The sequence below is a fragment of the Roseomonas sp. 18066 genome (assembly GCF_902706185.1).
Classification (GTDB): domain Bacteria; phylum Pseudomonadota; class Alphaproteobacteria; order Acetobacterales; family Acetobacteraceae; genus Pseudoroseomonas.
Genome location: NZ_CACSJM010000001.1, coordinates 1 through 21785 on the forward strand (window position 1 = coordinate 1; position 21785 = coordinate 21785).

Consider the following 21785-nt stretch of genomic DNA (forward strand, 5'->3'; position numbering starts at 1 on the left):
CGCCCGCCCCAGGCCATGACGCCGCGGGCTTCCAGCGCCGCGACCAGGGCCTCGCTGCCGGCAGTGTCGACGGTGACGCTGGCGGCCTGGCGCGCGGGCTCGGCGGGGGTGGTGCTGGCGATGCCGGCGGCCGAGAAGCCGTCGCGCAGCGCGGCGGTCAGGCCCAGCACATGCGCCTCCAGCGCCGCCGCGTCGTGCTGCGCCAGGTAGTCGAGCGCGCCGTCCAGGATATAGAGCGGCAGATGCGCCGGATTGCCGCGGGTGAAGCACAGCGCATCCGGCCGCAGCACCAGCCCGCCGGCATAATCCGGCCGCGCCATGCCGGACAGCGAATGCCACCCCGCGCTGCCCGGCGTCCAGCCCGGCTGCCGCGCCCGGTTCCAATAGGCGGTGGCGACGCCGGTGACGCCGAGCAGCCATTTGTAGGAGGCGGCGAAAGCGAAGTCGGCGACGCTGGCATCGAGGCGCAGATAGCCCGCGCCCTGGGTGCAGTCGACCACCAGCATGGCGCCGACGGAATCCGCCAGCTTGCGCAGCGCCGCCAGGTCGAAGCGCTCGCCATTCAGATAGGAGACGGCGCTGACGGCGATGACCCGGGTGCGATCGTCGACCAGCGAGGCCAGCCGGTCCGGCGCCTGGCCCTCGGCGAGGCGCAGCGCCGGCCCGCCGCGCTTCAGCGCGAAGGGCGCCGCGACCGACGGATATTCCGTCACGTCGAGCACGATATTGTCGCCGTCCCGCCATTCCAGGCTGTCGACCAGAAGAGAAACCCCTTCGGCGACGCTGGAGACGAAGCCGATATCGCCGGCCTGCACCCGCCACAGCGCCGCCATCCGCTCGCGCACCCGCTGCACCACCGCCTCCTGCGCGGTGCGGCCGGGCATGCCGGCGGCCTTGTCGCGGGCATAGCGCGCATAGGCCTGCGCATGGCGGCGCAGCAGCGGCGTCTCGCCGCCGGCGCAGACATGGGCCAGGCCCGGCGGCATCTCGAAATCGGCGGGGTCGAAGATCGGCGTCATGCGGCAGGCTCCTCTCGCGCCGGCAGCCTGGGCCGGGCGCGCCGCGCTGTCCATCTTGCGCGCGGCCCGCGCGGGCGGCAGCATGGCGGCATGCCCTGGATGCAAACCCCCGGCGCCAGCCTGCGCTACCGCCTGACGCCCGGCCAGGGCCCCGCCATCCTGCTGCTGCACGAGCTCGGCGGCGGGCTGGAAAGCTGGGACGGCGTGGTCGATCACCTGCCGCCCGGACGCGCCGTGCTGCGGCCGGACCTGCGCGGCGCCGGCGGGTCGGAAAAGCCGCGCCAGCCCTTCAGCATCGAGGATCAGGCGGCCGACGTGCTGGCCCTGGCCGAGGCGCTGGCCCTGCCTGCGCCCTGGCATGTCGCCGGCGTCGCCGCCGGCGCGGCGGTGGCCCTGGCGCTGGCCGCGCGCGCGCCCGCGCAGGTGGCGCGGCTGGCGCTGTGCTGCCCGGCCACCAGCGTCGACCCCGCCCGCGTCGACTATCTGATCCAACGCGCCGACCGCGCCGCGGCCGAGGGCATGGCGGCGGTCGCCGAGGCCAGCCTCGCCGCCTCCTGGCCGCCCGAGGTCACGGCGCCGGCTGCCGACCGCGCCGCCTATGTCGCGCGCTTCCTGGGCAATGACCCGGTGGGCTATGGGCTGGCCAACCGGGCGCTGGCGGCGGCGCGGCTGGATGCGGCGATCGCGGGCGTCGCCGTGCCCTGCCTGGTGCTGGCCGGGCAGCATGACCGGCTGCGGCCGCCGGCCCAGGTGCAGGCCCTGGCGGCGCGCATCGCCGGCGCCGACTTCGCCGTGCTGGACAGCGGCCATCTGATGCCGTCCCAGGCGCCGGCAGCGCTGGGACGGCGGCTGGCGGCATTCTTCGCCTGACGAATCAATGCGCGGAGATGTTCTTGTCGCGCACCACCCGGGTCCAGATCGCCGCCTGATCGACCAGGAAGCGGTCGAATTCCTCGGGCGTCGAGCCGATGACATCGACCCCCTGCCCTTCCAGCGGCTGCCGCACCGCGGGCTGGCGCAAGGCCTCCGCCAGCGCCGCCTGGAAACGTTGCAGCACCGGGGCCGGGATTCCGGCCGGCGCCATGAACCCCCAGAAGGCCTTGGCCGACACGCCGGCGACGCCGCCTTCGATCAGCGTCGGAATGTCGGGCCGCAGCGGCGAGCGCGCCTCGCCGGTCTGCGCCAGGGCGCGCAGCGTGGTGCCGACCTGGCCGCCCAGGCCGACGACGCTGGCCACCGCCAGGTCGACCTCGCCGGCCGAGGCCGCGGCGCTCATCGGCCCGCCGCCGCGATAGGGCACGTGGATCAGCTTGGTGCCCGTCACATCCTGCAGCCTTTCCATGGTCAGATGCGCCAGGCTGCCGATGCCGATGGTGCCGTAGCTGATCGTCTCCGGCTTGGCCCGCGCGGCCGCCAGCACCTCGGCCAGGCTGCGATAGGGTTTTGCGTTGGCCGTCGCCACCAGCATCGGCGCGGTGGCCACCAGCATGACGCCGCGCAGGTCGCGGGCCTCGAAGCCGAGCTGCGGGTTCAGCGCGGGGTTCACCACATGCGTGTCGAAGACGAGGACAAAACTCTGGCCGTCGGGCGCCGCGCGGGCGACGCCGGCGGTGCCCAGCGCGCCGCTGGCGCCCGGCTTATTCTCCACGACGATCGGCACGCCCAGCGCCGATTGCAGCGGATTCTGCAGCAAGCGACAAAGAAGATCGGCGCTGCCCCCCGGCGGAAAGGGCGCCACCAGGCGGATCGGGCCATCCGGCCAGGGTCGCTGGGCCAGCGCCGGGGTGGCGAGCAGCGGGGCGGCCAGCAGCAGGCGGCGTGACAGGGTCATGATGCGCATCTCCCCTCAGGACAGGCCCAGTTCCTGCAGCACCGCGGCCGTCTCCGCCTGGTCGCGCGCCACGAATTTCTCGAAGTTCTCCCCAGTGAGGAAAGCGTCGTCCCAGCCGCGTTTCTGGAGCAGCTCCCTCCAGGCCGGCGTCGCCTGCAGGGCCGTGGCGAAATCGATCAGCGCGCGCAGCGGCGCACCGCTGACCTGGGGCGCGGCGAACAGCCCGCGCCAATTGGTGGTGGTGACGTCGTAGCCGCTTTCCTTCAGCGTCGGCACGTCGGGGTGCAGCCGGCGCTCGCCGCTGGTGGCGAGCGCGCGGACGCGACCGGCGGCGACCTGCTCGGAGAATTCTCCCCAGCCAGCCACAGCGGCCTTGACCTGCGCGCCGATCACCGCCGATTGCGTGGCGCCGCCGCCGGGGAAGGAGACGAACTGCGCCTCCAGCGGCTTGCGGCCCAGCACGGTCATCAGCCGGCACAGCACCACATGATCCACCGTGCCGCCGCCGGCGCCGGCCACCGGGATGCCGCGCGGCTCGGCCTTCAGCGCCTCGGCAAACTGGCGGATGTCGCGAAACTCGCTGTTGGCGGGCACGACGATGACGGCGGCCTCCTCCGTCAGGCGGGCGACGGGAACAACGTCCTTCAGGCTGACCGGCGACTTGCTGGCGATGGCGGCGCCCACCAGGCTGGCGCCACCGACGAACAGGCTGTCGGCCCGGCCGCGGCGCGTGGTGACGAAGCGCGCCAGCCCGACCGTGCCGGAGCCGCCGGGCAGGTTCTCGAACTGGCAGCGGGCGACAAGGCCGTTGGCGACCCCCACCTGCTCGATGGCGCGGCCCAGCCCGTCCCAGCCGCCGCCGGGCGCGGCGGGGACCAGGAAGTTCAGGCCGGGCAGCGGCTCGGCGGCGTGGGCGGCGGGAAGGAACGGCAGGGCGGCAGCGGCCGCGAGCAGGCTGCGACGGTGCATCGGACGAAAATCCTCCTGGGCAGGCCCCGGCTGGTCTGTCGCCAGCCTCGCGGGGCAGTGTTCTGTCGGTTGTCAGTCCGGGCCGGCGTAGAGCACGCGGCCCTCCATCAGGCGGCGGGCGGTGCGATAGACCACCGCCTCCTCGGCGATCAGCGCGCCATCCTCCAGCCGGGTGCGCGCGGCCACCGGCAGGATGCCCGAAGGATGGGCGACGCGCAGATCTTCCTGCGGCCCGCGGGGACGGGCCAGGGCCTCGGCCAGGCTGCCGGGGATGCGGGCGGCGACGGCCAGGCACATGGCGCCGGTCAGCGGCGTCGCCTTGTGCGGCTGGCCGGCGGAGACCATGCGCACCAGCAGGTCCATCGATCCCGCCGGCAGCGTGCTGCCATCGGCGGCGGGGGCGTCGCGCGGCGCGGCGAGCAGCGCCACCTGCGGCAGATTCCTCAACGTTGTCTGCGCCTGCTCGGGCGTGGCAACCAGGCCCATCGCGACCGCCGCCGCGACGCGGATCTTCTCGAATTTTTCGATATTGGCCGGGCTGGACAGCGACGTCGGGGATTCGGTGCCGGTGAAGCCGAGCGCCGCGGCCGCGACGAAGACCACCGGATTGGCGGCATCGACCATCGAGGCCTCGATCACGCCGAGGCCCGGCACCTCGAGCCGATCCAGCGCGCGGCCGGTGGGCAGCAGCTTGCCGGTCGCGGCGCCGCCGGGCGACAGGAAGGCCAGGCGGATCGGCGCCGCCCTGCCCGCCACACCCTGCAGCAGAAAGTCGCCGTCGACGGCGGGCATGCCGTCGCGCAGCGGGAAGCGGGCCTCGATGATCTTCGAGGTATTGGTGTTGTGGATGCGCACCACCGCCTCGTCACCCTGCGGCGCCATCAGGCCTTCCTCGACAGCGAAAGGGCCGACGGCGGAAGAAATATTGCCGCAATTGCCGCGATAGCCGACGACCGGCGTGTCCACCTGCACCTGCGCGAAGGTGTAGTCCAGGTCGGCATCGGCGCGCGTCGGCGGGCCGATCACCGCGATCTTCGACAGCGACGAGATGCCGCCGCCCATGCCGTCGAGCTGGCGGCCGTTCGGATCGGGGCTGCCGAGGGCCGCGAGGAAGATTGGGTCCCAGTCGGCGCGCGCGGCCGGCAGGTGGTGCTGGTGGAAGAACAGCGCGCGGCTGGTGCCGCCGCGCATATAGACCGCGGGCAGGCGGTGCAGCCGGGTCATGCGGCGTCTCCCTCGGCGGCGAGCGCGCGCAGCATGAAGGGCAGGATGCCACCGGCACGCCAGATGCGCGCATCATAGGCGCTGTCGAGGCGGCAGCGCAGCGGAACGATCTCGGGCGGGCCGTCGTCGCGGCGCAGCGTCGCGCGCAGCAGCGCGCCCGGCGAGGCCTGGCCGTCCAGCCCCTCGATGTCGAAGCGCTCGCTGCCATCGAGGCCCAGCGTCAGCCGCGTGGCGCCGCCAGTGAATTCCAGCGGCAGGATGCCCATGGCGACCAGGTTGGCGCGGTGGATGCGCTCGAAGCTTTCGGCGATGACGACGGTGACGCCGAGCAGCCGCGGCCCCTTCGCCGCCCAGTCGCGCGAGGAGCCGGTGCCATATTCGCGCCCCGCCACCACGACCAGCTTGACGCCCTCGGCGCGGTAGCAGTCGGCGGCGTCGAAGATGCTCAGCACCTCGCCGCTGGGCTGGTGCCGGGTCAGCCCGCCCTCGGTGCCGGGCAGCATCTCGTTGCGCAGGCGGATATTGGCGAAGGTGCCGCGCATCATCACCTCGTGGTTGGCGCGGCGGGCGCCATAGGCGTTGAACTCCTCCGGCGGCACCTGGTGCGCGGCGAGGAAGCCGCCGGCCGGGGACTGCGGCGGGATGGCGCTGACCGGGGAAATATGGTCGGTGGTGATGCTGTCGCCCAGCAGCAGCAGGATGCGCGCATCGTGCAGCGCGGGCGGCGGCGGATCGCCGGCATCGAGCGCGTCGAAATAGGGTGGGCGGCGGATATAGGTGCTGCCCGGCTGCCAGGCGAAACGGATCTCTTCCGGTGACGGCAGCGCGCGCCAGGCGTCGTCCGCCTCGAACAGGGAAGAATATTCCTGGCGATAGAGCTCCGGCGTCACCGCGTCGCGCATCAGCACCGCGATCTCTTCCGATGACGGCCAGAGATCCGCGAGAAAGACCGGGGCGCCGTCGCGATCCTGGCCGAGCGGGTCGCGCGTCAGGTCGAGGGTGACGCGGCCGGCGATGGCCAGCGCCACCACCAGCGGCGGCGACATCAGGTAGCCGGCGCGGGCCAGCGGATGGATGCGGCCCTCGAAATTGCGGTTGCCGGAGAGCACGGCGCAGCCGATCAGGTCGCGTTCCTTGATGCGGGTGGCGACAGACTCCTCCAGCGGCCCGGAATTGCCGCCGCAGGTGCCGCAGCCGAAGCCGGTCAGGTGGAAGCCCAGCGCGTCCAGGCTGGATTGCAGCCCGGTCATCTCCAGGTAGCGCGCCACGACGCGCGAGCCCGGCGTCAGCGAGGCCTTGACCCAGGACGGCACGCTCAGGCCGCGCGCCACGGCTTTCCGGGCCAGCAGTCCTGCCCCCAGCATCAGCGCCGGGTTGGAGGTGTTGGTGCAGGAGGTGATGGCGGCGATCACCACGGCGCCATCGCCGAAGCCATCTTCCCAGCCCTGCAAAGGCCTCTTGGCGAAGGCCTCGAGGCTGGCGGGGATGGCGGGCAGCGCCAGGCGGTCCTGCGGCCGGCGCGGGCCGGCGACCGAAGGCTCGACCTCGCCGAGATCGAACTCCACCCGCTGCGAGAAAACCGGCTCGGCGGCAGCGGAATCCCGCCAAAGTCCCTGGGCGCGGCAGTAGTCCTCGACCAGCGCGCAGTGCGCGGCGTCGCGGCCGGTCGCGGCCAAATAGTCCAGCGTCGCGCGATCGACGGGGAAGAAGCCGCAGGTGGAGCCATATTCCGGCGCCATATTGGCGATGGTGGCGCGGTCGGCCAGCGTCAGCGCGCCATCCAGCGCCGGGCCGGTGAATTCGACGAATTTTTCGACGACGCCCAGCGCGCGCAGGCGCTGCGTCAGGGTCAGCACCAGGTCGGTCGCGGTGGCACCGACCGGCAGCCGGCCGGTCAGGCGGACGCCCACCACCGCCGGCAGGCGGAAGACCAAAGGCTGGCCGAGCATGGCGGCCTCGGCCTCGATGCCACCGACGCCCCAGCCCAGCACGCCCAGCGCGTTGATCATGGTGGTGTGGCTGTCGGTGCCGACCAGCGTGTCCGGATAGGCGAGGCGGCGGCCGCCCTCCTCGCGGCTGACGACGACGCTGGCGACGTGTTCCAGATTGACCTGGTGCAGGATGCCGCCGCCCGGGGGTGCGACGCGGAAATTACCGAAAGCCGTCTGCGCCCAACGCAGGAAGGAATAGCGTTCGGCGTTGCGGCGGTATTCATGCGCGACATTGCGCGCCATGGCGTCGGGCGTGCCGGCGCAGTCGACGATCAGCGAATGGTCGACGATCAGGTCGACCGGGATCACCGGATTGACACGCCGCGCATCGCCGCCGCGCGCCGCGAAGGCATCGCGCATGGCGGCGAGATCGACCATGCCGGGGACGCCGGTGAAATCCTGCATCAGCACGCGGGCGGGGCGGAAGGCGACGTCGCCGGCCCGCGTTTCACCGTCCGCCGCGGCGAGCAGCGCATCGATGTCGGCTTGCCGCACCGTGTCCTCATCCTGATGGCGCAGCAGGTTCTCCAGCAGCACGCGCAGGCTGTAGGGCAGCCGGGACAGGCGATCCGCACCGGCGAGGCCTGGAAGATCGAGGCAGTCATGCTCGACGCCGGCGAGGCGGAGCGTGCGGAATCGCGTCATGGACAGGCGTCCTCGGAATCGGGGGAATCCAGCAGCGGGGCAAGCGCGGCGTAGGAGGCGGTGACATGGCGCCGCATCTGCCATTCGGCCATCTCGGCATCGCGCTCGGCGATGGCGTCGAGGATGCGGCGATGCTCCAGCACCGCGCGCGCGCCGCGGCCCGGCACTTTCTTCAGCTGCGAGCGGTAGAGGCGCAGCTGCTGGTAGAGATCGCCGCACAACAACCCGGTCAGCAGCGCATTGCCGGAGGCGCGGGCGATGAGGGCGTGGAAGTCGCGATCCTCGCCGCCCAGCGCGTTCGGCGCCTCGAGGCCGCCGCGCGCCAGGGCCGCTTCCTGCAGGGAAAGAATGGCGCGCAGGCGGTCCAGATCCGCGCCCGACATGGCCGTCGCGGCGGCGCGCGCGGCGAAACCCTCGAGCGCCTCGCGCACGCCATAGATCTCGCGGAAGGTGGCGGCGGAGAGGCTGACGACGCGGGCGCCGAGGCGCGGCGCGCGCTGCACCAGGCGGCGTTCCTGCAGCCGGTTCAGCGCCTCGCGCAGCGGCGCCCGGCTGACGCCGAATTGCCGCGCCAGCACCGGCTCGCTCAGCTTGGCGCCGAGCGGGATCTCGCCCTGGATGATCGCCTCGCTGAGCCGCTGGAACAGCGACTGGGCGAGCGCACCATCCGCCCGGGCCGTTTCGGCCTCCGGGTCGATGTCGACAATTTCCTCCATTGGGACGGAGGCTACCGCCCTGCCTTGCGGTCGTCCAGCCGGATTCTGTCGACAACTACCCCCGCCAGAACCTTGGCATGAACAGGATCAACAGGGTGAAAAGCTCCAGCCGGCCGAGCAGCATGGCGAAGCAGAGCAGCCATTTGGCGCCGGCTGGCATGGCGCCGTAATGCCCCGCCGGCCCGATCAGCGGGCCGAGGCCGGGGCCGATATTCGACAGCATGCTGACCGCCGCGCTGGCGCTGGTCAGGAAGTCGAGATCCATGGTGGTCAGCGCGATGGTCAGCACGCCGTAGCAGACGAAGTAGAGGGTGAAGAAGCCGACGACCGAGCCCATCACCTCGTCCGGGATCGGCTTGCCGCCATAGAGCCGCGGGAAGACGCCGCGCGGATAGAGCAGCCGCAGGAACTGCACCCGCAGCATCGCCGCCATCACCTGGAAGCGGAACACCTTCAGCCCGCCCGCGGTGGAGCCGGTGCAGCCGCCGACGAACATCAGCCCGAAGAACAGCCCGGTCGTCGCCCCGCCCCACAGGTTGTAGTCGTCGGAGGCGAAGCCGGTGGTGGTGACGATGGAGACGGTGTTCAGCGCCGCGTGGCGCAGCGCGTCGAGCGGCGCGTAGCGGTCATGCAGCACCAGCCAGGCGGTCAGCAGCAGGATGACCACCGCCAGCATGCCGAGCAGCCCATGCACCTGCGGGTCGCGCAGCAGGGCGTAGTCGCGCTGCAGCAGCCGGATATAGAGGACGAAGGGCAGCGCGCCGGCCAGCATGCCGGCCGTCGCGATCCAATGCACCGCCGCGCTGTCCCAATGCGCCAGCGAGGCGTCGGCGGTGGAGAAGCCGGCGGTGGAAATCGTGCTGAGCGCATGGGCGATGGCGTCCAGCGGCCCCATCCCCGCCAGCGCATAGGCCACCGCGCAGGCCAGGGTGAGCAGCAGATAGACGAGCAGGATGCGCGCCGCGATCTGCTTGACCCGCGGCATCACCTTTTCCGACCGGTCCGAGCTTTCCGTGCGGAACAGCTGCATGCCGCCGACGCCCAGCGTCGGCAGGATGGCCAGCGCCGTCGCGATGATGCCGATGCCGCCCAGCCATTGCAGCAGCGCCCGCCACAGCAGGATGCCGGGCGGCGCCGTGTCCAGCCCGTAGATCACCGTGGCGCCGGTGGTGGTCAGGCCGGAGACCGCCTCGAAGACCGAATTGGTGACGCTGCCGCCGAGGCCCTCCAGCGCCGAGAGATAGAGCGGCACCGCCGCCGCCGCGCAGACCGCCAGCCAGGCCATCGGCGTCAGCAGGAAGGCCTGGCGCAGGGTCAGGCCGGAGGCCAGGTTGCAGCGCGTGGCGCGCAGCAGCGCGGCGGCGACCGCCATGGTGCCCAGCGCGCTGACCGCGAAGCCGCGCCAGTCGGCATGGCCCGCCGCCGCGTCGAGCGCCGCCGGCAGCAGCATGAAGCCGCCGAGCACCAGCAGCATGCGCGCCACCAGATGCAGCACAGGGCGCAGCGGCGGCGGCGCCCAGCGTCCCGTCGGCTGGCGCGGCGGCAGCTTGGCCTTCATCGCGGCGCCTTCACTGGCCGGCCCCGGGCTCGCTGCCGGGCAGCGCGATCAGCGCCTCCGCCGCCTCCCGCGCCGCCTGGGCGACCACGGCGATCACCTCGTCGCCGGGCTGGATGCGGAAGCCGGGCTCGGGCAGCCGCGGCTCGCCGTCGCGCAGGATGGCGGCGACCAGCATGCCCTTCGGCAGCGCGAGCTCGCCCAGGGGCGCCGCGACCAGCGCCGAGCCGGCCAGGGCGCGGACCTCCAGCACCTCGACCATGCCGTCGCCCAGGGGATAGACCTGCCCCACCGCGCCGCGCCGCACATGGCGCAGGATGGAGGCGATGGTGATGCTGCTGGGGCTGACCACCGCGTCGATGCCGAGCTCGTCGACCACGGGGGCGTAGCTGCTCTTGTTGACGAGCGTGATGGCGCGGCCGCAGCCGGCGCGCTTGGCCAGCACCGAGACGAAGATATTGGTCTCGTCGTCATTGGTCACCGCGATCACCGTGTCGACGGCGCCGATATTGGCCTCCTCCAGCAGCTCGCGGTCCAGCGCGTCGCCGCTGAGCACGACGCTGCCCGGGCCCAGCGCCTCGGCCACAAGGCCCGCGCGGACCGGATCGTGCTCGATCACCTTGAGCGAGACCAGGGCGTCGCGCTTCAGCATCTGCGCCAGGTGCAGCCCGACATTGCCGCCGCCGACGATGACGACGCGGCGCGCCTCCTCCTCGCGATGGCCGAAGGCGGCGACCACGGCATCGGCGCGCTCGGGGCGGGCCACGACATAGACGTCGTCGCCGGCGGCGATGCGCTCCTCGTCGCGCGGCATGCGGGCGGCGCCCTCGCGCAGCAGCGCCACGATGGTGAAGCCGCGCTCGGCCGCCTGCGCGCGCAGCCCGCCCAGGCTCTGGCCGGTCATCGGGCAGGCGGCGCCCTCGCAATGGATGCCGAGCAGCTGCAGCCGCCCGTCGGAGAGCGGCGCCATGTCGAAGGCGCCGGGGGTGCGCAGGCGGCGGGCGATGCCGCGGGCGACCTCGACCTCGGGCGAGATGACGACATCGACCAGCGCGCGCTCGGCCGCCTGCGCGCCCTGCCAGTTGGGCTCCAGGTAGCCGTGGTGGCGCAGCCGGGCGATGCGGCGGCGCACCTGGAACAGCGCCTGGCCGACCAGGCAGGCGACCAGGTTGACCTCGTCGGAGCGGGTGACGGCGATCAGCAGGTCGGCCTCCTCGGCGCCGGCGGCGCGCAAGGTCGCGGGATGCGAGGCGAAGCCCACCATCCCGCGCACGTCGTAGCTTTCGTCGGCCCGCCGCGCCGCCTCGGCCGAGGCGTCGATGACGGTGACGTCGTTGCCCTCCATCGACAGATGGCGGGCGATGGTGGTGCCGACCTGGCCCGCCCCGCAGATGATCACCTTCACGCGCCGACACCCCTTGACCCTGGCCGGTCAATGCTAGCGCATCGGCCAGGGTTGCGCTCGTGCCGGCGCGCGAAAAGCCTCAGGCGTCAGCGAGGCCGGCGGTGCGCGCCATGTCGACCATGGCCTGGCGGGACTGGTGCATGTCGTCCAGCGTGCCGAAGGCGTTCATGTAGTGGCCCTGGAAGCCGCGGCGCTCGAGCAGCTCGAACATGGCGCCGAAGTCGAAATTGCCCTCGCCGGGCAGCAGGTGCTGCTCGTGCCCGTTGCGGAAGCAGTCGGCCAGCCGCACCTCGGCGACGCGCTCCAGCGGGATGGCGTCGACGAAGCCCTGCACGCCATCGGGCATCAGATGCGCGTGGTTGGCGGTGAAGGACAGGGCGAAGGCCGGGGAATCGATGCGGTCGTAGTAGTAGCGCCACTCCTCCAGGCTATGCGCCAGGTAGTGGACCTCGGCATCGGCCGGCTCCTTGTTCAGGTTCTCCAGCAGCAGCAGCGCGCCATGCTTCTCGGCATGCGCCACCATGCGCTGCAGCCGGTCGAGCCCGGCCTCCATCCGCATCTTGACGTCGGCGGTGAAGTGGTAGCCGGCATGGACGACGATCCAGGCGGCGCCCAGCTTCGGCGCCACCTCGATATAGGCGCGCATATAGGCGTCGACGGCTTCCGACAGGAAGGGCGAGTATTCGGCGACATTGACCGCGGACAGGGTGTGCAGCCCGATGGTGACGCCCTTCGCCGCCGCCTGGGCGCGGATGCGGGCGCAGCGCGCGTCGTCGAAGGAATCGACCTTGTTGGCGCCGGTGTCGAGCTGGATGTCGATGTAGCGCACGCCGCGCTCGGCGGCCCAGTCGATGGCCTGCTCCAGCGGCAGGCGGCGGCCGATATCGACGCCGATGCGGTCCAGCAGTGTCTTGCCCATTTTTTTCTCCCTTCAGATGGTTGCGGCGTTCTTCTCCGCCGCCGTGCCGACGCGCGGGCCGCCGTCCTTGTAGGCGATGGCGGTCAGGAAGCGGGCGCGGCCGGAGCGCGTGTGCTGCTCCGCCTGCTGCCGCGCCAGGCTGGCATCGCCCGCCAGGATGCTGTCCAGCAGGCGACGGTGCTCGGCATTGGCCTCGGCCATGCTGCCGCTGCGGTCGAAGGAGCGGCGGCGCATCAGCAGCAGCTTGCGGGTGTGGTCCAGATAGACCGCCTCCATCGCCGCATTGCCGGAGAAGGCCATGATCTGCTCGTGGAAGACGATGTTGCCGGCGAAGAAGCCTTCCGGGTCGCCGCCGGCGATGCGCTGGTCCATCTGCTCGACCACGGCGCGCAGCGTCATCGCCTGCTCGCCGGTGCAGGCCACCGCCAGCCGCGCGGCGGCCGAGCCGAACAGCACCGAGTTGAGCTCGTAGATCTGCATCGCCTCGTCGATGGTCAGCGTGCGGACGAAGGCGCCGCGGTTGAGGATGACGGTGACCAGGCCGGTGCGCTCCAGCGCGCGCGCCGCCTCGCGCACGGGCCCGCGGCTGACGCCGAGCTGGCGGGCCAGCGTCACCTCGTTCAACCGGGCGCCGGGCGGCAGCGCGCCGCTCCAGATCAGTCCCTCCAGCGCCGTCTGCACCTTGCTGGAGAGGGATTGCGCCGCTTCGCGCGCCGCCCGGATTGTAGACATTTTTTCCCCGCCACCCCCGCGGCTGTGTCGATAAAATCGCTTGCTGCAACTGCTCAGTCGCGGTTTCGCGATCCCCTCGACCCCGCAGGTCCGGCTTTATTGTTTACATTTCGGAGACCGGGTGGCAAGACTCATCGCCGGGAGAGAAACGATCAGCAGAGCAGCACGGGGCAGCCAGCCAGGCGCCCTTCGTGTCGCCGCGCCATCTCCCGCCATGGCAGGGAGGACCCGATGGATATCGAGGCCAAAGGCATTGCCGACCCGAGGATCCTGACGCGCCGCGGCGAGGGCATCGGCTGGATCACCATCAACCAGCCGGAGAAGCGCAACGCCATCGCGCTGGCCATGTGGGATGCCATCGCGGCGGCCGCGACGGATTTCGCCAGCGACCCGGAAGTGCGCGTCGTCATCCTGCATGGCGCGGGCGGCAAGGCTTTCGCCGCCGGCGCCGATATCAGCGAATTCGACAGGATCCGCGCCGATGCGGCGGCGCAGGAAGCCTATGGCCAGCGCAGCGCCGCGGCGCGCCGCGCGCTGGAGGGCATGGGCAAGCCGCTGATCGCCATGATCCAGGGCTTCTGCATCGGCGGCGGCTATGCCACCGCGCTGATCGCCGACCTGCGCATCGCCTCCGAGGACAGCCGCTTCGGCATTCCGGCGGCCAAGCTCGGCATCGCCTATGGCTATGAAAGCCTGGAGAAGCTGGTCGCGCTGACCGGCCCGGCGATGGCCAAGGAAGTGATGTTCAGCGGCCGCCAGTTCGACGCCGCCGAGGCGCTGCGCGCCGGCATGATCAACCGCGTGGTGCCGGTCGCCGATCTGGAATCGTCGACAATCGAGCTGGCGCAGCAGATCGCGCGCAATGCGCCGCTGTCGCTGAAGGCGGCGCGGCTGGCGATCGAGCAGATCGTGGGCAATCCGGAGAAACGTGACCGCGCCGCGGTGGAGCAGGCCAATCGCGCCTGCTTCGACAGCGCGGACTATGCCGAGGGCCGCCGCGCCTTCCAGGAGAAGCGGGCCCCGGTGTTCAGCGGCAGGTGAAGCGTGGCGCCCAAAGCGGCCGCAGAGCCGCCGGCGCCGGTGCAGGCAGGGAGGAAGTGGGATGCGGATGATCAACAGGCGGCATTTCGTGGCGCTGGCGGCGGGCGGCGCGTTGCTGGCGCAGCAGAAGGCGCAGGCGCAGGCGCTGCCGGCGCATGAGCAGGCGCTGTACGACGCGGCGAAGAAGGAAGGCGAGATCACCTGGTATACCGGGCAGATGCAGGCCGAGCCTTCCGAGGCGATCGGCCGCGCCTTCGGCGAGCGCTATCCCGGGGTGAAGGTCAATGTGGTGCGCAGCGCCTCGCAGGTGGCCTTCCAGCGGCTGGCGCAGGACATGCGCGCGCGGGTCAACCAGTGCGACGTCTTCAGCTCCACCGACTACAGCCATGCCGCGCATCTGAAGCGCGGCGAGCAGCTGATGGCCTATCGGCCGGAGAATGCGAAAGGCCTGATCGAGGTGGCGCAGAAGGCCGCCGATCCGGACGGCTTCTTCCAGATCACCTATCTCGGCCTGTATCTGATGGCGCGGCACAGCAAGAACGTGTCGGAGGCCGATGCGCCGAAATCCTGGCGCGACCTGACCGATCCGCGCTGGAAGGACCGCATCGCGGTCGGCCACCCCGGCTATAGCGGCGCCATCACCGCCTGGTGCCTGATGATGCAGGAGAAGTTTGGTGTCGGCTACTTCAAGGAGCTGGAGCGCAACCGGCCGCTGATCGGCCGTTCCAGCGGCGATCCGGTGACAACGCTGAATGCCGGCGAGCGGATGATCGGGGCCGCGATTCCTTCGGCCACCACGCTGCTCAGCATTTCGCGCGGCAATCCGGTGACGCTGATCTATCCGACCGACGGCACGCTGGTGGTGCCCTCGCCGACCGGGGCGATGCGCGCCGCGCCGCATCCGAATGCGGCCAAGCTGTTCATGGAATTCGTCACCAGCCCGGCCTACCACACCGCGACGCGCGCCTATTTCGGCGAATCGCTGCGGCCGGAAGTGCCGCCGCCGCCCGGCGCCCGCGCGCTGGACAGCATCCCGCTCTACACGCCGAAGCCCGAGGATGTCGAAGCCAAGGCGCAGGAGGTGAAGGACCTCTGGCGCGATACATTCGGGATCTGAGCGGGCGGAACGTCATCGCTGGCCCAACGAGGCCAGCGACCCAGGAAGAAAAAGGAGGGAGGCGATGATCGGAGTGGGGAGGCGCGGCCTGCTGGCGGCCGCCGCCATCATCGGCGCGGCGCCCAGGGCGGGCGCCGCCGAGCTGCCGCCGCATGAGCAGGAGCTGCATGCCGCCGCCCGGCGCGAGGGCGAGATGACCTGGTATGCCGGGCAGCTCAGCGCCGAGCCCTGCGAGGCGGTGGGCAAGGCCTTCACCGCGCGCTATCCGGGGGTGAAGGTCAATGTGGTGCGCAGCACCTCGCAGGTGGCATTCCAGCGGCTGGCGCAGGACATGCGCGCCGGCATCGCGCAATGCGACGTGCTGAGCTCCACCGACTACAGCCATTCCTCCTTCCTCAAGCGCGAAGGGCGGCTGCTGCAATACCGCCCGAAGAACGCGGAAGGACTGCTCGACTTCGTCCGCAAGGCCGGCGATCCCGACGATCATTTCCACGTCTTCTATATCGGCGTGCATCTGCTGGCGCGGCGCACCGACAAGGTGTCGGAGGCCGATGCGCCGAAATCATGGCGCGCGCTGACGGAATCGCGCTGGCGCGACCAGCTGGCGGTCGGCCATCCGGGCTATAGCGGCGCCATCGGCGCCTGGGCGGTGCTGCTGCGCAAGCTTTATGGCTGGGACTATTTCAAGGCGATGGAGAAGAACCGGCCACAGATCGGGCGGTCTTCCATCGATCCGGTGACGACGCTGAATGCCGGCGAGCGCACCATCGGCGTGGCGGTTCCCTCGGCCAGCACGCTGCTCAGCATGGCGCGCGGCAATCCGCTGTCGCTGATCTATCCGGAGGACGGCACGGTGGTGGTGCCTTCGCCCAGCTGCATCCAGAAGAACGCGCCGCATCCCAACGCCGCCAAGCTGTTCATGGAATTCGCCACGGGACCCGAGTATTTCCGTGTCACCCGCGAGTTCTACAACGAATCGCTGCGCGCCGACGTGCCGCCGCCGCCGGGCTCGACGCCGCTCGACCAGGTGAAGGTGATCATGCCGACGCCGGAGGAAATCGAGAAGGGCGTGCCGGAGGTGAAAGAGCAATGGCGCGACACCTTCGGCATCTGATGTTCCGCCGCGCAGCAGAAGGATCCGCCGGCGCATGACAGAGACCGTGACCCTGCCCAAGCCCGCCCTCGCCACGCGCCCGCCCGGCGTGCTGACGCGGCTGCGCTATCTCGAGCCCTCCAACCTGCTCTGGCTGCTGCTGGTGCTGGTGCTGCTGTTCCTCGTCGCCGTGCCCATCGGCAAGCTGCTGATCGTCAGCTTCGAGCAGCAGGGCACCGGCGCCTTCACCTTCGCCAACTACGCCCAGGCCTATGGCCGCGTGCGCTACCTCGAGGCGCTGGGCAATTCGCTGATCCTTGGCGTCTCGGCGGCAGGCCTGGCGACGGTCTTCGCCGTGCCGATGGCCTGGGCGGTGTCGCGCACCGACATGCCGGGCAAGGGGCTGACCTGGGCCGCGGTGATGGGCGCCTTCATCATGCCGCCCTATCTGGGCGCGGTGGGCTGGATCCTGCTGGCCGGGCCGAATTCCGGCTTCCTGAACCAGGCCTGGCGCTGGGTGACGGGGGCGGAAGGCGCGCTGGTCAATGTCTACAGCTTCCCAGGGCTCGCGCTGGTCATCGCGCTGCATTCCTTCCCGCTCATTTTCATTTTCGTCAAGTCAGCGCTGGATCTGATCTCGTCGGAGATGGAGGACGCTGCCAACATCCTCGGCGCTGGCACCATGACCGCGACGCGGCGGGTGACGCTGCCGCTGGTCTGGCCGGCGATCCTGGGCGGCACCATCGTCGTCTTCCTCGAGACCATCGCGTTGTTCGGCACGCCGGCGATCATCGGCATCCCGGCGCGGATCAACGTGGTGACGACGCAGCTCTGGCAGTTCTTCGAATATCCGGTGCGCGTCGAGGTCGCCGCCGCCTATGCCATGCCGCTGCTGCTGATCACCGTCGGCATCATCCTGGCGCAGAAGCTGCTGCTGGCGCGAAAGGGCTATGTCTCGCAGACCGGCAAGGGCGGCGAGCGCCGCATCATCCGCCTCGGCGTCTGGCGCTGGCCGGTCTTCGCCTATTGCGCGCTGGTCGGCTCGATGGCGGTCGTCATGCCGGTCTCGGTGCTGCTGCAATCCTCCTTCGCCAAGGCCTGGGGGCGCGGGTTGCTGGCGCCGGGCAACTTCACCTTCGACAACTACACCTACCTGCTGTTCCGCCACGAGATGGCGCTGAGCTCGATCTGGAACACGTTGTGGTACTCAGCGACGGCGGCGACGGCGGCGGTGCTGATCGCCGTGCTGGTCGCCTATATCGTCACCCGCAAGCTGGTGCCCTTCGGCTCGGCGCTGGGCTTCCTGGCGATGGCGCCCTTCGTCATCCCCGGCATCGTCATGGCGATCGGCTTCTACGCCGCCTATGCGGCGCCGCCGCTGGCGCTCTATGGCACCGCGCTGATCATCATCCTGGCCTTCACCGCGCGCTTCCTGCCGATCGCCTTCGCCAATGCCTCGGCCGCCGTGCGCTCGGTGCATCCGGAGATGGAGGAGGCCGCGCGCATCCTCGGCGGCGGCCGGCTGATGACGGTGATGCGCATCACCGCGCCGCTGATCCGCCGCAGCCTGCTGGGCGGCTGGCTGATCGTCTTCATCGTCGCCTCGCGCGAGCTTTCCTCCGCCGTCTTCCTGGTGGGGCCGCGCACCCGCACCATGGCCGTGCTGCTCTACGATCTGAGCGAGGCGGGCAATTTCGAGGTGCTCTCGGCCTTCGGCGGCCTGCTGCTCGCCATCACCCTCGTCCTCGTCGGTATCGGCATGAAGCTGGCCGGCCGCGACTTCATGCTGCGGAGAAACTGACCCATGCCCCGTCTGACCCTGAAGGGCCTCGGCAAAGCCTATGGCAAGCTGAAGGTCGTGGACGACGTCGACCTGACCCTGGAGGAAGGCGAATTCGTCTCGTTGCTCGGCCCCTCCGGCTGCGGCAAGACGACGACGTTGCGCATGATCGCCGGCTTCGTCGAGCCGACCTCGGGCAGCATCATGCTGAACAGCCAGGTGCTGTCGGCGCCCGGCGCGGTGCTGCCGCCGGAGAAGCGCGGCATGTCGATGATCTTCCAGAGCTACGCCATCTGGCCGAACATGACGGTGGCCGAGAATGTCGGCTTCGGCCTGACGTTGAAGAAGCTGCCGCGGGAAGAGGTGCGCGCCAAGGTCACGCGCATCCTCGAGGTGGTGCAGATGGCGCATCTGGCCGATCGCTACCCGGCCGAGCTCTCGGGCGGGCAGCAGCAGCGCGTGGCGCTGGCCCGCGCCATCGTGGTGCGGCCGGCGGTGCTGCTGCTCGACGAGCCGCTGTCCAACCTCGACGCCAATCTACGGGAAGAAATGCGCTTCGAGATCCGCCGCCTGCATGACGAATTCCGCTTCACCACCGTCTATGTCACGCATGACCAGGCCGAGGCCATGGCGACGGCCGACCGCATCGCGGTGATGCAGGGCGGCCGGATCGAGCAGGTGGACGCGCCGCATGTCATCTACACGCGGCCGCGCACCCGCTTCGTCGCCGGCTTCATCGGCCGCACCAACCTGATCGAGGGCCGCTTCGCCAATGGCGAGGTCGGGCTCGACGGCTTCGCGCTGCGCTCCGACCAGATCCCGGGCAGCATGCCGGCCTCGTCGCAGCCGATCCTGCTGTCGCTGCGGCCGCAGGGCATGGCGCTGCATCGCGGCCGGCCGGCGGGCGGCGCGCGCGACGGCATGCCGCTGCTGGCGGCAACCGTGGCGCAGCGCACCTATCTCGGCGAATCCTGGGACTATGTCGTGCATCCGGCGGAGAGCGGGCTGAAGCTGCGCGTCACCGCGCCGCCGCTGCAGGTGCATGAGGTGGGCGACAGCGTCTGGCTGGAGATCGACCCGAACCAGATCGCCGTGGTGAACTAGTCGCGCAGATGCTCGCGCAGCGTGGCGCCGGCATAGTCGCGCCGGAACACGCCACGCTGCTGCAGGATCGGCACGACGCTGCGGCAGAACTGCTCGTACATGCCGGGGAAGGTCGTCGGCGTCAGCACGAAGCCGTCGCAGGCGTGGCTTTCGAACAGGTCGGTCAGCCGGTCGGCGATGCTCTCCGGCGTCCCGACCAGCTGCGGGCAGAGCTCGCTGGTGGCGAAGCGGCGCGCCGCCTCGCCCAGCGTCAGCCCTTCCCGCTTCGTGCCCTGCAGGATGACGTCGAAGGAGCCGCGCGAGCCTTCCTCGATCTCGATATCGGCCAGCGGCTGCTCGGGATCGAAGCGCGACAGGTCGATGCCAATATGGCCGGAGATCTGCGCCATGCCGAGCTGGGTGTCGACCAGGCTGTTGACATAGTCGGCCTGCTCGCGTGCGATGGACTCGGTCGCGCCGATCACCACGTCGATCGAGGGCAGCACCACGCATTCCTCCGGCGCCCGCCCGAACTTCTGCATCCGACCTTTGAAGTCGGCGTAGAATTCCTGCATGTCCGACTTCTCGTGCTGCAAGGTGAAGATGATCTCGCCCCAGCGGGCGCCGAAGTCGCGGCCGCGTTCGGAGCTGCCGGCCTGCATGATCACCGGCCGCCCCTGCGGCGAGCGCGGCGCGGTCAGCGGCCCGCGCGTGCTGATCCACTTGCCTTCGTAATCGGCATAGTGGATACGCGACGGATCGGCGAATTGGCCTGACGCCTTGTCCAGCACCAGCGCACCCTCCTCCCAGCTTTCCCAGAGAGCAGAGCAGGCTTCCAGCACCTCGTCGGCGCGGTCGTAGCGCTGGGCGCGGCTGGGCATTTCCTTCATGCCGAAATTGCGCGCCTCCAGCGTGCTGGTCGAGGCCACGACATTCCAGGCGGCGCGGCCATGGCTCATATGGTCGAGCGTCGAGAGCATCCGCGCCACCTGATACGGATGGTTGAAGGTCGAGGAATAGGTCAGGCCAAGGCCGATGCGGCTGGTCACCCGCGCCATGATCGGCAGGATCACCGCCGGGTCCAGCAGGCAGACCTGCCCGCCGCGGCCGACCATGGTGTCGTATTTTCCCTCGTAGAGATCATAGAGACCGAGGATATCGGCGAAGAACAGCGCGTCGAATTTCCCGGCCTCCAGCACGCGGGCGATATGCTCGTAGCGGGACGGGTCCAGCAGGTCGTCAACGGCGGATTCCGGATGACGCCAGGCGCCATGGTGGTGGCAGGTCGGGCCGGTCATCAGGAAGGCCACCAGATGCATCTGTCGCGGGGTCATCGGTCGTCTCCCAGGCGGATCAGAATTCGCGCAGCGTGTCGCGCAGCAGGCTGTGCGTGTAGCGCGTGCGGGTCAGGCCGCGGCGTTGCAGCGCCGGCACCAGGCCCTCGGTGATCTCCATCACCGTGCGGCGGCTGCTGCGCTGGAAGGGCGTGCTGATCAGGAAGCCATCGCCGCCGATCTCGGCCATGGCCTCGCCCATCATCTCTGCCACCTCGTCCGGCGTGCCGACCAGGCGCAGCCCGCCATCGAAACGCTCCGAGGCCAATTGCCGCAGCGTCTTGCCGCTGCCCCATTGCGCGAACTTGTCGAGCGACCCCTGCTCGCCATTGGTGGTCAGGCGGGGCAGCTCGGCATCGAGATCGAACTGGGAGAAATCGATGTCGGTGACGGTGCCGATGCTGGCCAGGGCAGATTCGACGAAGTCCGGCGCGGTGACGCGGCGCTGGTACTTGGCTTCCGCCTCGGCGGTGGTCTCGCCGACCACGGGATAGACCAGGAACAGCACCTTGATGCTGTCGGGGTCCCTGCCCGCCTTGACGGCGCGGGCACGGACATCGTCGCGATACCACTTCATCCCCGCCGTGCCATTGGCGGTCGCGATGATGGAATCGGCAGTGCGCGCCGCGAATTCGCGGCCGCGCGGCGACCCGCCGGCCTGGACATAGACCGGCTTGCCCTGCGGCGAGCGCACCGTGTTCAGCGGCCCGCGGCACTTGAAGTACTTGCCCTCGAAATGGATCGGATGGACCTTGCTGCTATCGGCATAGGTGCCGCTGGCGCGGTCGCGCAGCACGGCGCCGGGCTCCCAGGAGTCGAAGAGGCGGGTGACCAGCTCGACATATTCATCGGCCATGTCGTAGCGCTGCTCGCGCGGCGGCAGCTCGTCCATGCCGAAATTCTGCGCCGCCGCATCCTCGCCGGAGGTGACGATGTTCCAGCCGAAGCGGCCGCCGCAGATGCTGTCGATGGTCGAGGCCAGCCGCGCCAGCAGGAAGGGCGGATAGGCCATGGTCGACATGGTGGCGACCACGCCGAGATGGGTCGTGGCCGCCCCGATCATCGCCGCCGGCGGCAGCGGGTCGTGCTTCGGCGCCTGCAGCGCGTGGCGCAGCGTGGCCTCGGGCGTGCCGCGCCAGGCCTCGGAGACCATCAGCGTGTCTTCCAGCATGATGTAGTCGAAGCAGGCGCGCTCCATCGCCTGCGCCATCTCGACATAGAACTTGCCGTCCCAGGGGGATGTGTCGGCGGTGAAAGGGTGGTTCCACTCGCCCGCCGTGAAATTGGCGAACCAGCCCAGGTGGAAAGGCTTCGGCATGCGGCTTGGATCC

The 21785-nt window shown here is 70.5% G+C and carries 18 protein-coding genes; 6 read left to right on the top strand and 12 right to left on the bottom strand.

All coding sequences use genetic code 11. The features are described from left to right. A partial coding sequence (locus tag GVN67_RS00005) for an aminotransferase class V-fold PLP-dependent enzyme (protein WP_159992202.1) occupies positions 1-1019 on the bottom strand: 1019 nt, incomplete at its 3' end. Between the two features lie 90 nt (positions 1020-1109). On the opposite strand from GVN67_RS00005, the gene GVN67_RS00010 reads away from it, so the two are divergent. After that, the gene (locus GVN67_RS00010; protein ID WP_159992203.1) at positions 1110-1889 is read left to right on the top strand and encodes an alpha/beta fold hydrolase; all 780 of its coding nucleotides are present in this window, start codon (positions 1110-1112) and stop codon (positions 1887-1889) included. Between the two features lie 4 nt (positions 1890-1893). On the opposite strand, the gene GVN67_RS00015 is transcribed toward GVN67_RS00010, so the two are convergent. The 9 genes from GVN67_RS00015 to GVN67_RS00055 form a co-directional block, all read right to left on the bottom strand. Beyond that, complete coding sequence (locus GVN67_RS00015; RefSeq protein WP_159992204.1) at positions 1894-2850, bottom strand: tripartite tricarboxylate transporter substrate-binding protein; 957 nt, start codon at positions 2848-2850, stop codon at positions 1894-1896. A 15-nt stretch (positions 2851-2865) separates the two neighbouring features. Beyond that, complete coding sequence (locus tag GVN67_RS00020; protein WP_159992205.1) at positions 2866-3819, bottom strand: tripartite tricarboxylate transporter substrate binding protein; 954 nt, start codon at positions 3817-3819, stop codon at positions 2866-2868. 72 nt (positions 3820-3891) lie between these two features. After that, on the bottom strand, positions 3892-5043 hold the full coding sequence (locus GVN67_RS00025) for a 2-methylaconitate cis-trans isomerase PrpF family protein (RefSeq protein ID WP_159992206.1): 1152 nt from the start codon (positions 5041-5043) through the stop codon (positions 3892-3894). Then, the gene (gene acnA, locus GVN67_RS00030; RefSeq protein WP_159992207.1) at positions 5040-7679 is read right to left on the bottom strand and encodes an aconitate hydratase AcnA; all 2640 of its coding nucleotides are present in this window, start codon (positions 7677-7679) and stop codon (positions 5040-5042) included. Before acnA ends, GVN67_RS00025 begins: the two co-directional genes overlap by 4 nt. Further along, on the bottom strand, positions 7676-8395 hold the full coding sequence (locus GVN67_RS00035) for a GntR family transcriptional regulator (RefSeq protein ID WP_159992208.1): 720 nt from the start codon (positions 8393-8395) through the stop codon (positions 7676-7678). The genes acnA and GVN67_RS00035 overlap by 4 nt, the downstream gene beginning before the upstream one ends. Before the next feature lie 55 nt (positions 8396-8450). Beyond that, entirely contained in the window at positions 8451-9953 is a 1503-nt protein-coding gene (locus GVN67_RS00040; protein ID WP_159992209.1) for a TrkH family potassium uptake protein, read from the bottom strand. A 10-nt stretch (positions 9954-9963) separates the two neighbouring features. Continuing rightward, on the bottom strand, positions 9964-11355 hold the full coding sequence (gene trkA / locus GVN67_RS00045; protein WP_159992210.1) for a Trk system potassium transporter TrkA: 1392 nt from the start codon (positions 11353-11355) through the stop codon (positions 9964-9966). 79 nt (positions 11356-11434) lie between these two features. Further along, on the bottom strand, positions 11435-12274 hold the full coding sequence (locus GVN67_RS00050; RefSeq protein ID WP_159992211.1) for a sugar phosphate isomerase/epimerase: 840 nt from the start codon (positions 12272-12274) through the stop codon (positions 11435-11437). Between the two features lie 12 nt (positions 12275-12286). Further along, positions 12287-13006, bottom strand: a complete 720-nt coding sequence (locus tag GVN67_RS00055; RefSeq protein ID WP_159992212.1) for a GntR family transcriptional regulator — start codon at positions 13004-13006, stop codon at positions 12287-12289. A 231-nt stretch (positions 13007-13237) separates the two neighbouring features. Between GVN67_RS00055 and GVN67_RS00060 the strand changes: the two genes are divergently transcribed. The 5 genes from GVN67_RS00060 (at position 13238) to GVN67_RS00080 (ending at position 19141) form a co-directional block, all read left to right on the top strand. Further along, positions 13238-14047 carry an enoyl-CoA hydratase gene (locus GVN67_RS00060; protein ID WP_159992213.1) on the top strand — a complete coding sequence of 270 codons (810 nt, stop codon included), beginning with the start codon at positions 13238-13240 and terminating at the stop codon, positions 14045-14047. 61 nt (positions 14048-14108) lie between these two features. Next, positions 14109-15164 carry an ABC transporter substrate-binding protein gene (locus GVN67_RS00065; RefSeq protein ID WP_159992214.1) on the top strand — a complete coding sequence of 352 codons (1056 nt, stop codon included), beginning with the start codon at positions 14109-14111 and terminating at the stop codon, positions 15162-15164. A 64-nt stretch (positions 15165-15228) separates the two neighbouring features. After that, the gene (locus GVN67_RS00070; RefSeq protein WP_159992215.1) at positions 15229-16278 is read left to right on the top strand and encodes an ABC transporter substrate-binding protein; all 1050 of its coding nucleotides are present in this window, start codon (positions 15229-15231) and stop codon (positions 16276-16278) included. Positions 16279-16312: 34 nt separating this feature from the next. Then, positions 16313-18058, top strand: a complete 1746-nt coding sequence (locus GVN67_RS00075) for an iron ABC transporter permease (RefSeq protein WP_159992216.1) — start codon at positions 16313-16315, stop codon at positions 18056-18058. Between the two features lie 3 nt (positions 18059-18061). Further along, the gene (locus GVN67_RS00080; protein WP_159992217.1) at positions 18062-19141 is read left to right on the top strand and encodes an ABC transporter ATP-binding protein; all 1080 of its coding nucleotides are present in this window, start codon (positions 18062-18064) and stop codon (positions 19139-19141) included. On the opposite strand, the gene GVN67_RS00085 is transcribed toward GVN67_RS00080, so the two are convergent. After that, the gene (locus GVN67_RS00085) at positions 19138-20454 is read right to left on the bottom strand and encodes an LLM class flavin-dependent oxidoreductase (RefSeq protein WP_159992218.1); all 1317 of its coding nucleotides are present in this window, start codon (positions 20452-20454) and stop codon (positions 19138-19140) included. The genes GVN67_RS00080 and GVN67_RS00085 overlap by 4 nt on opposite strands. A 19-nt stretch (positions 20455-20473) precedes the next feature. Further along, on the bottom strand, positions 20474-21772 hold the full coding sequence (locus GVN67_RS00090; RefSeq protein ID WP_159992219.1) for an NtaA/DmoA family FMN-dependent monooxygenase: 1299 nt from the start codon (positions 21770-21772) through the stop codon (positions 20474-20476). Between the last annotated feature and the right edge of the window lie 13 nt (positions 21773-21785).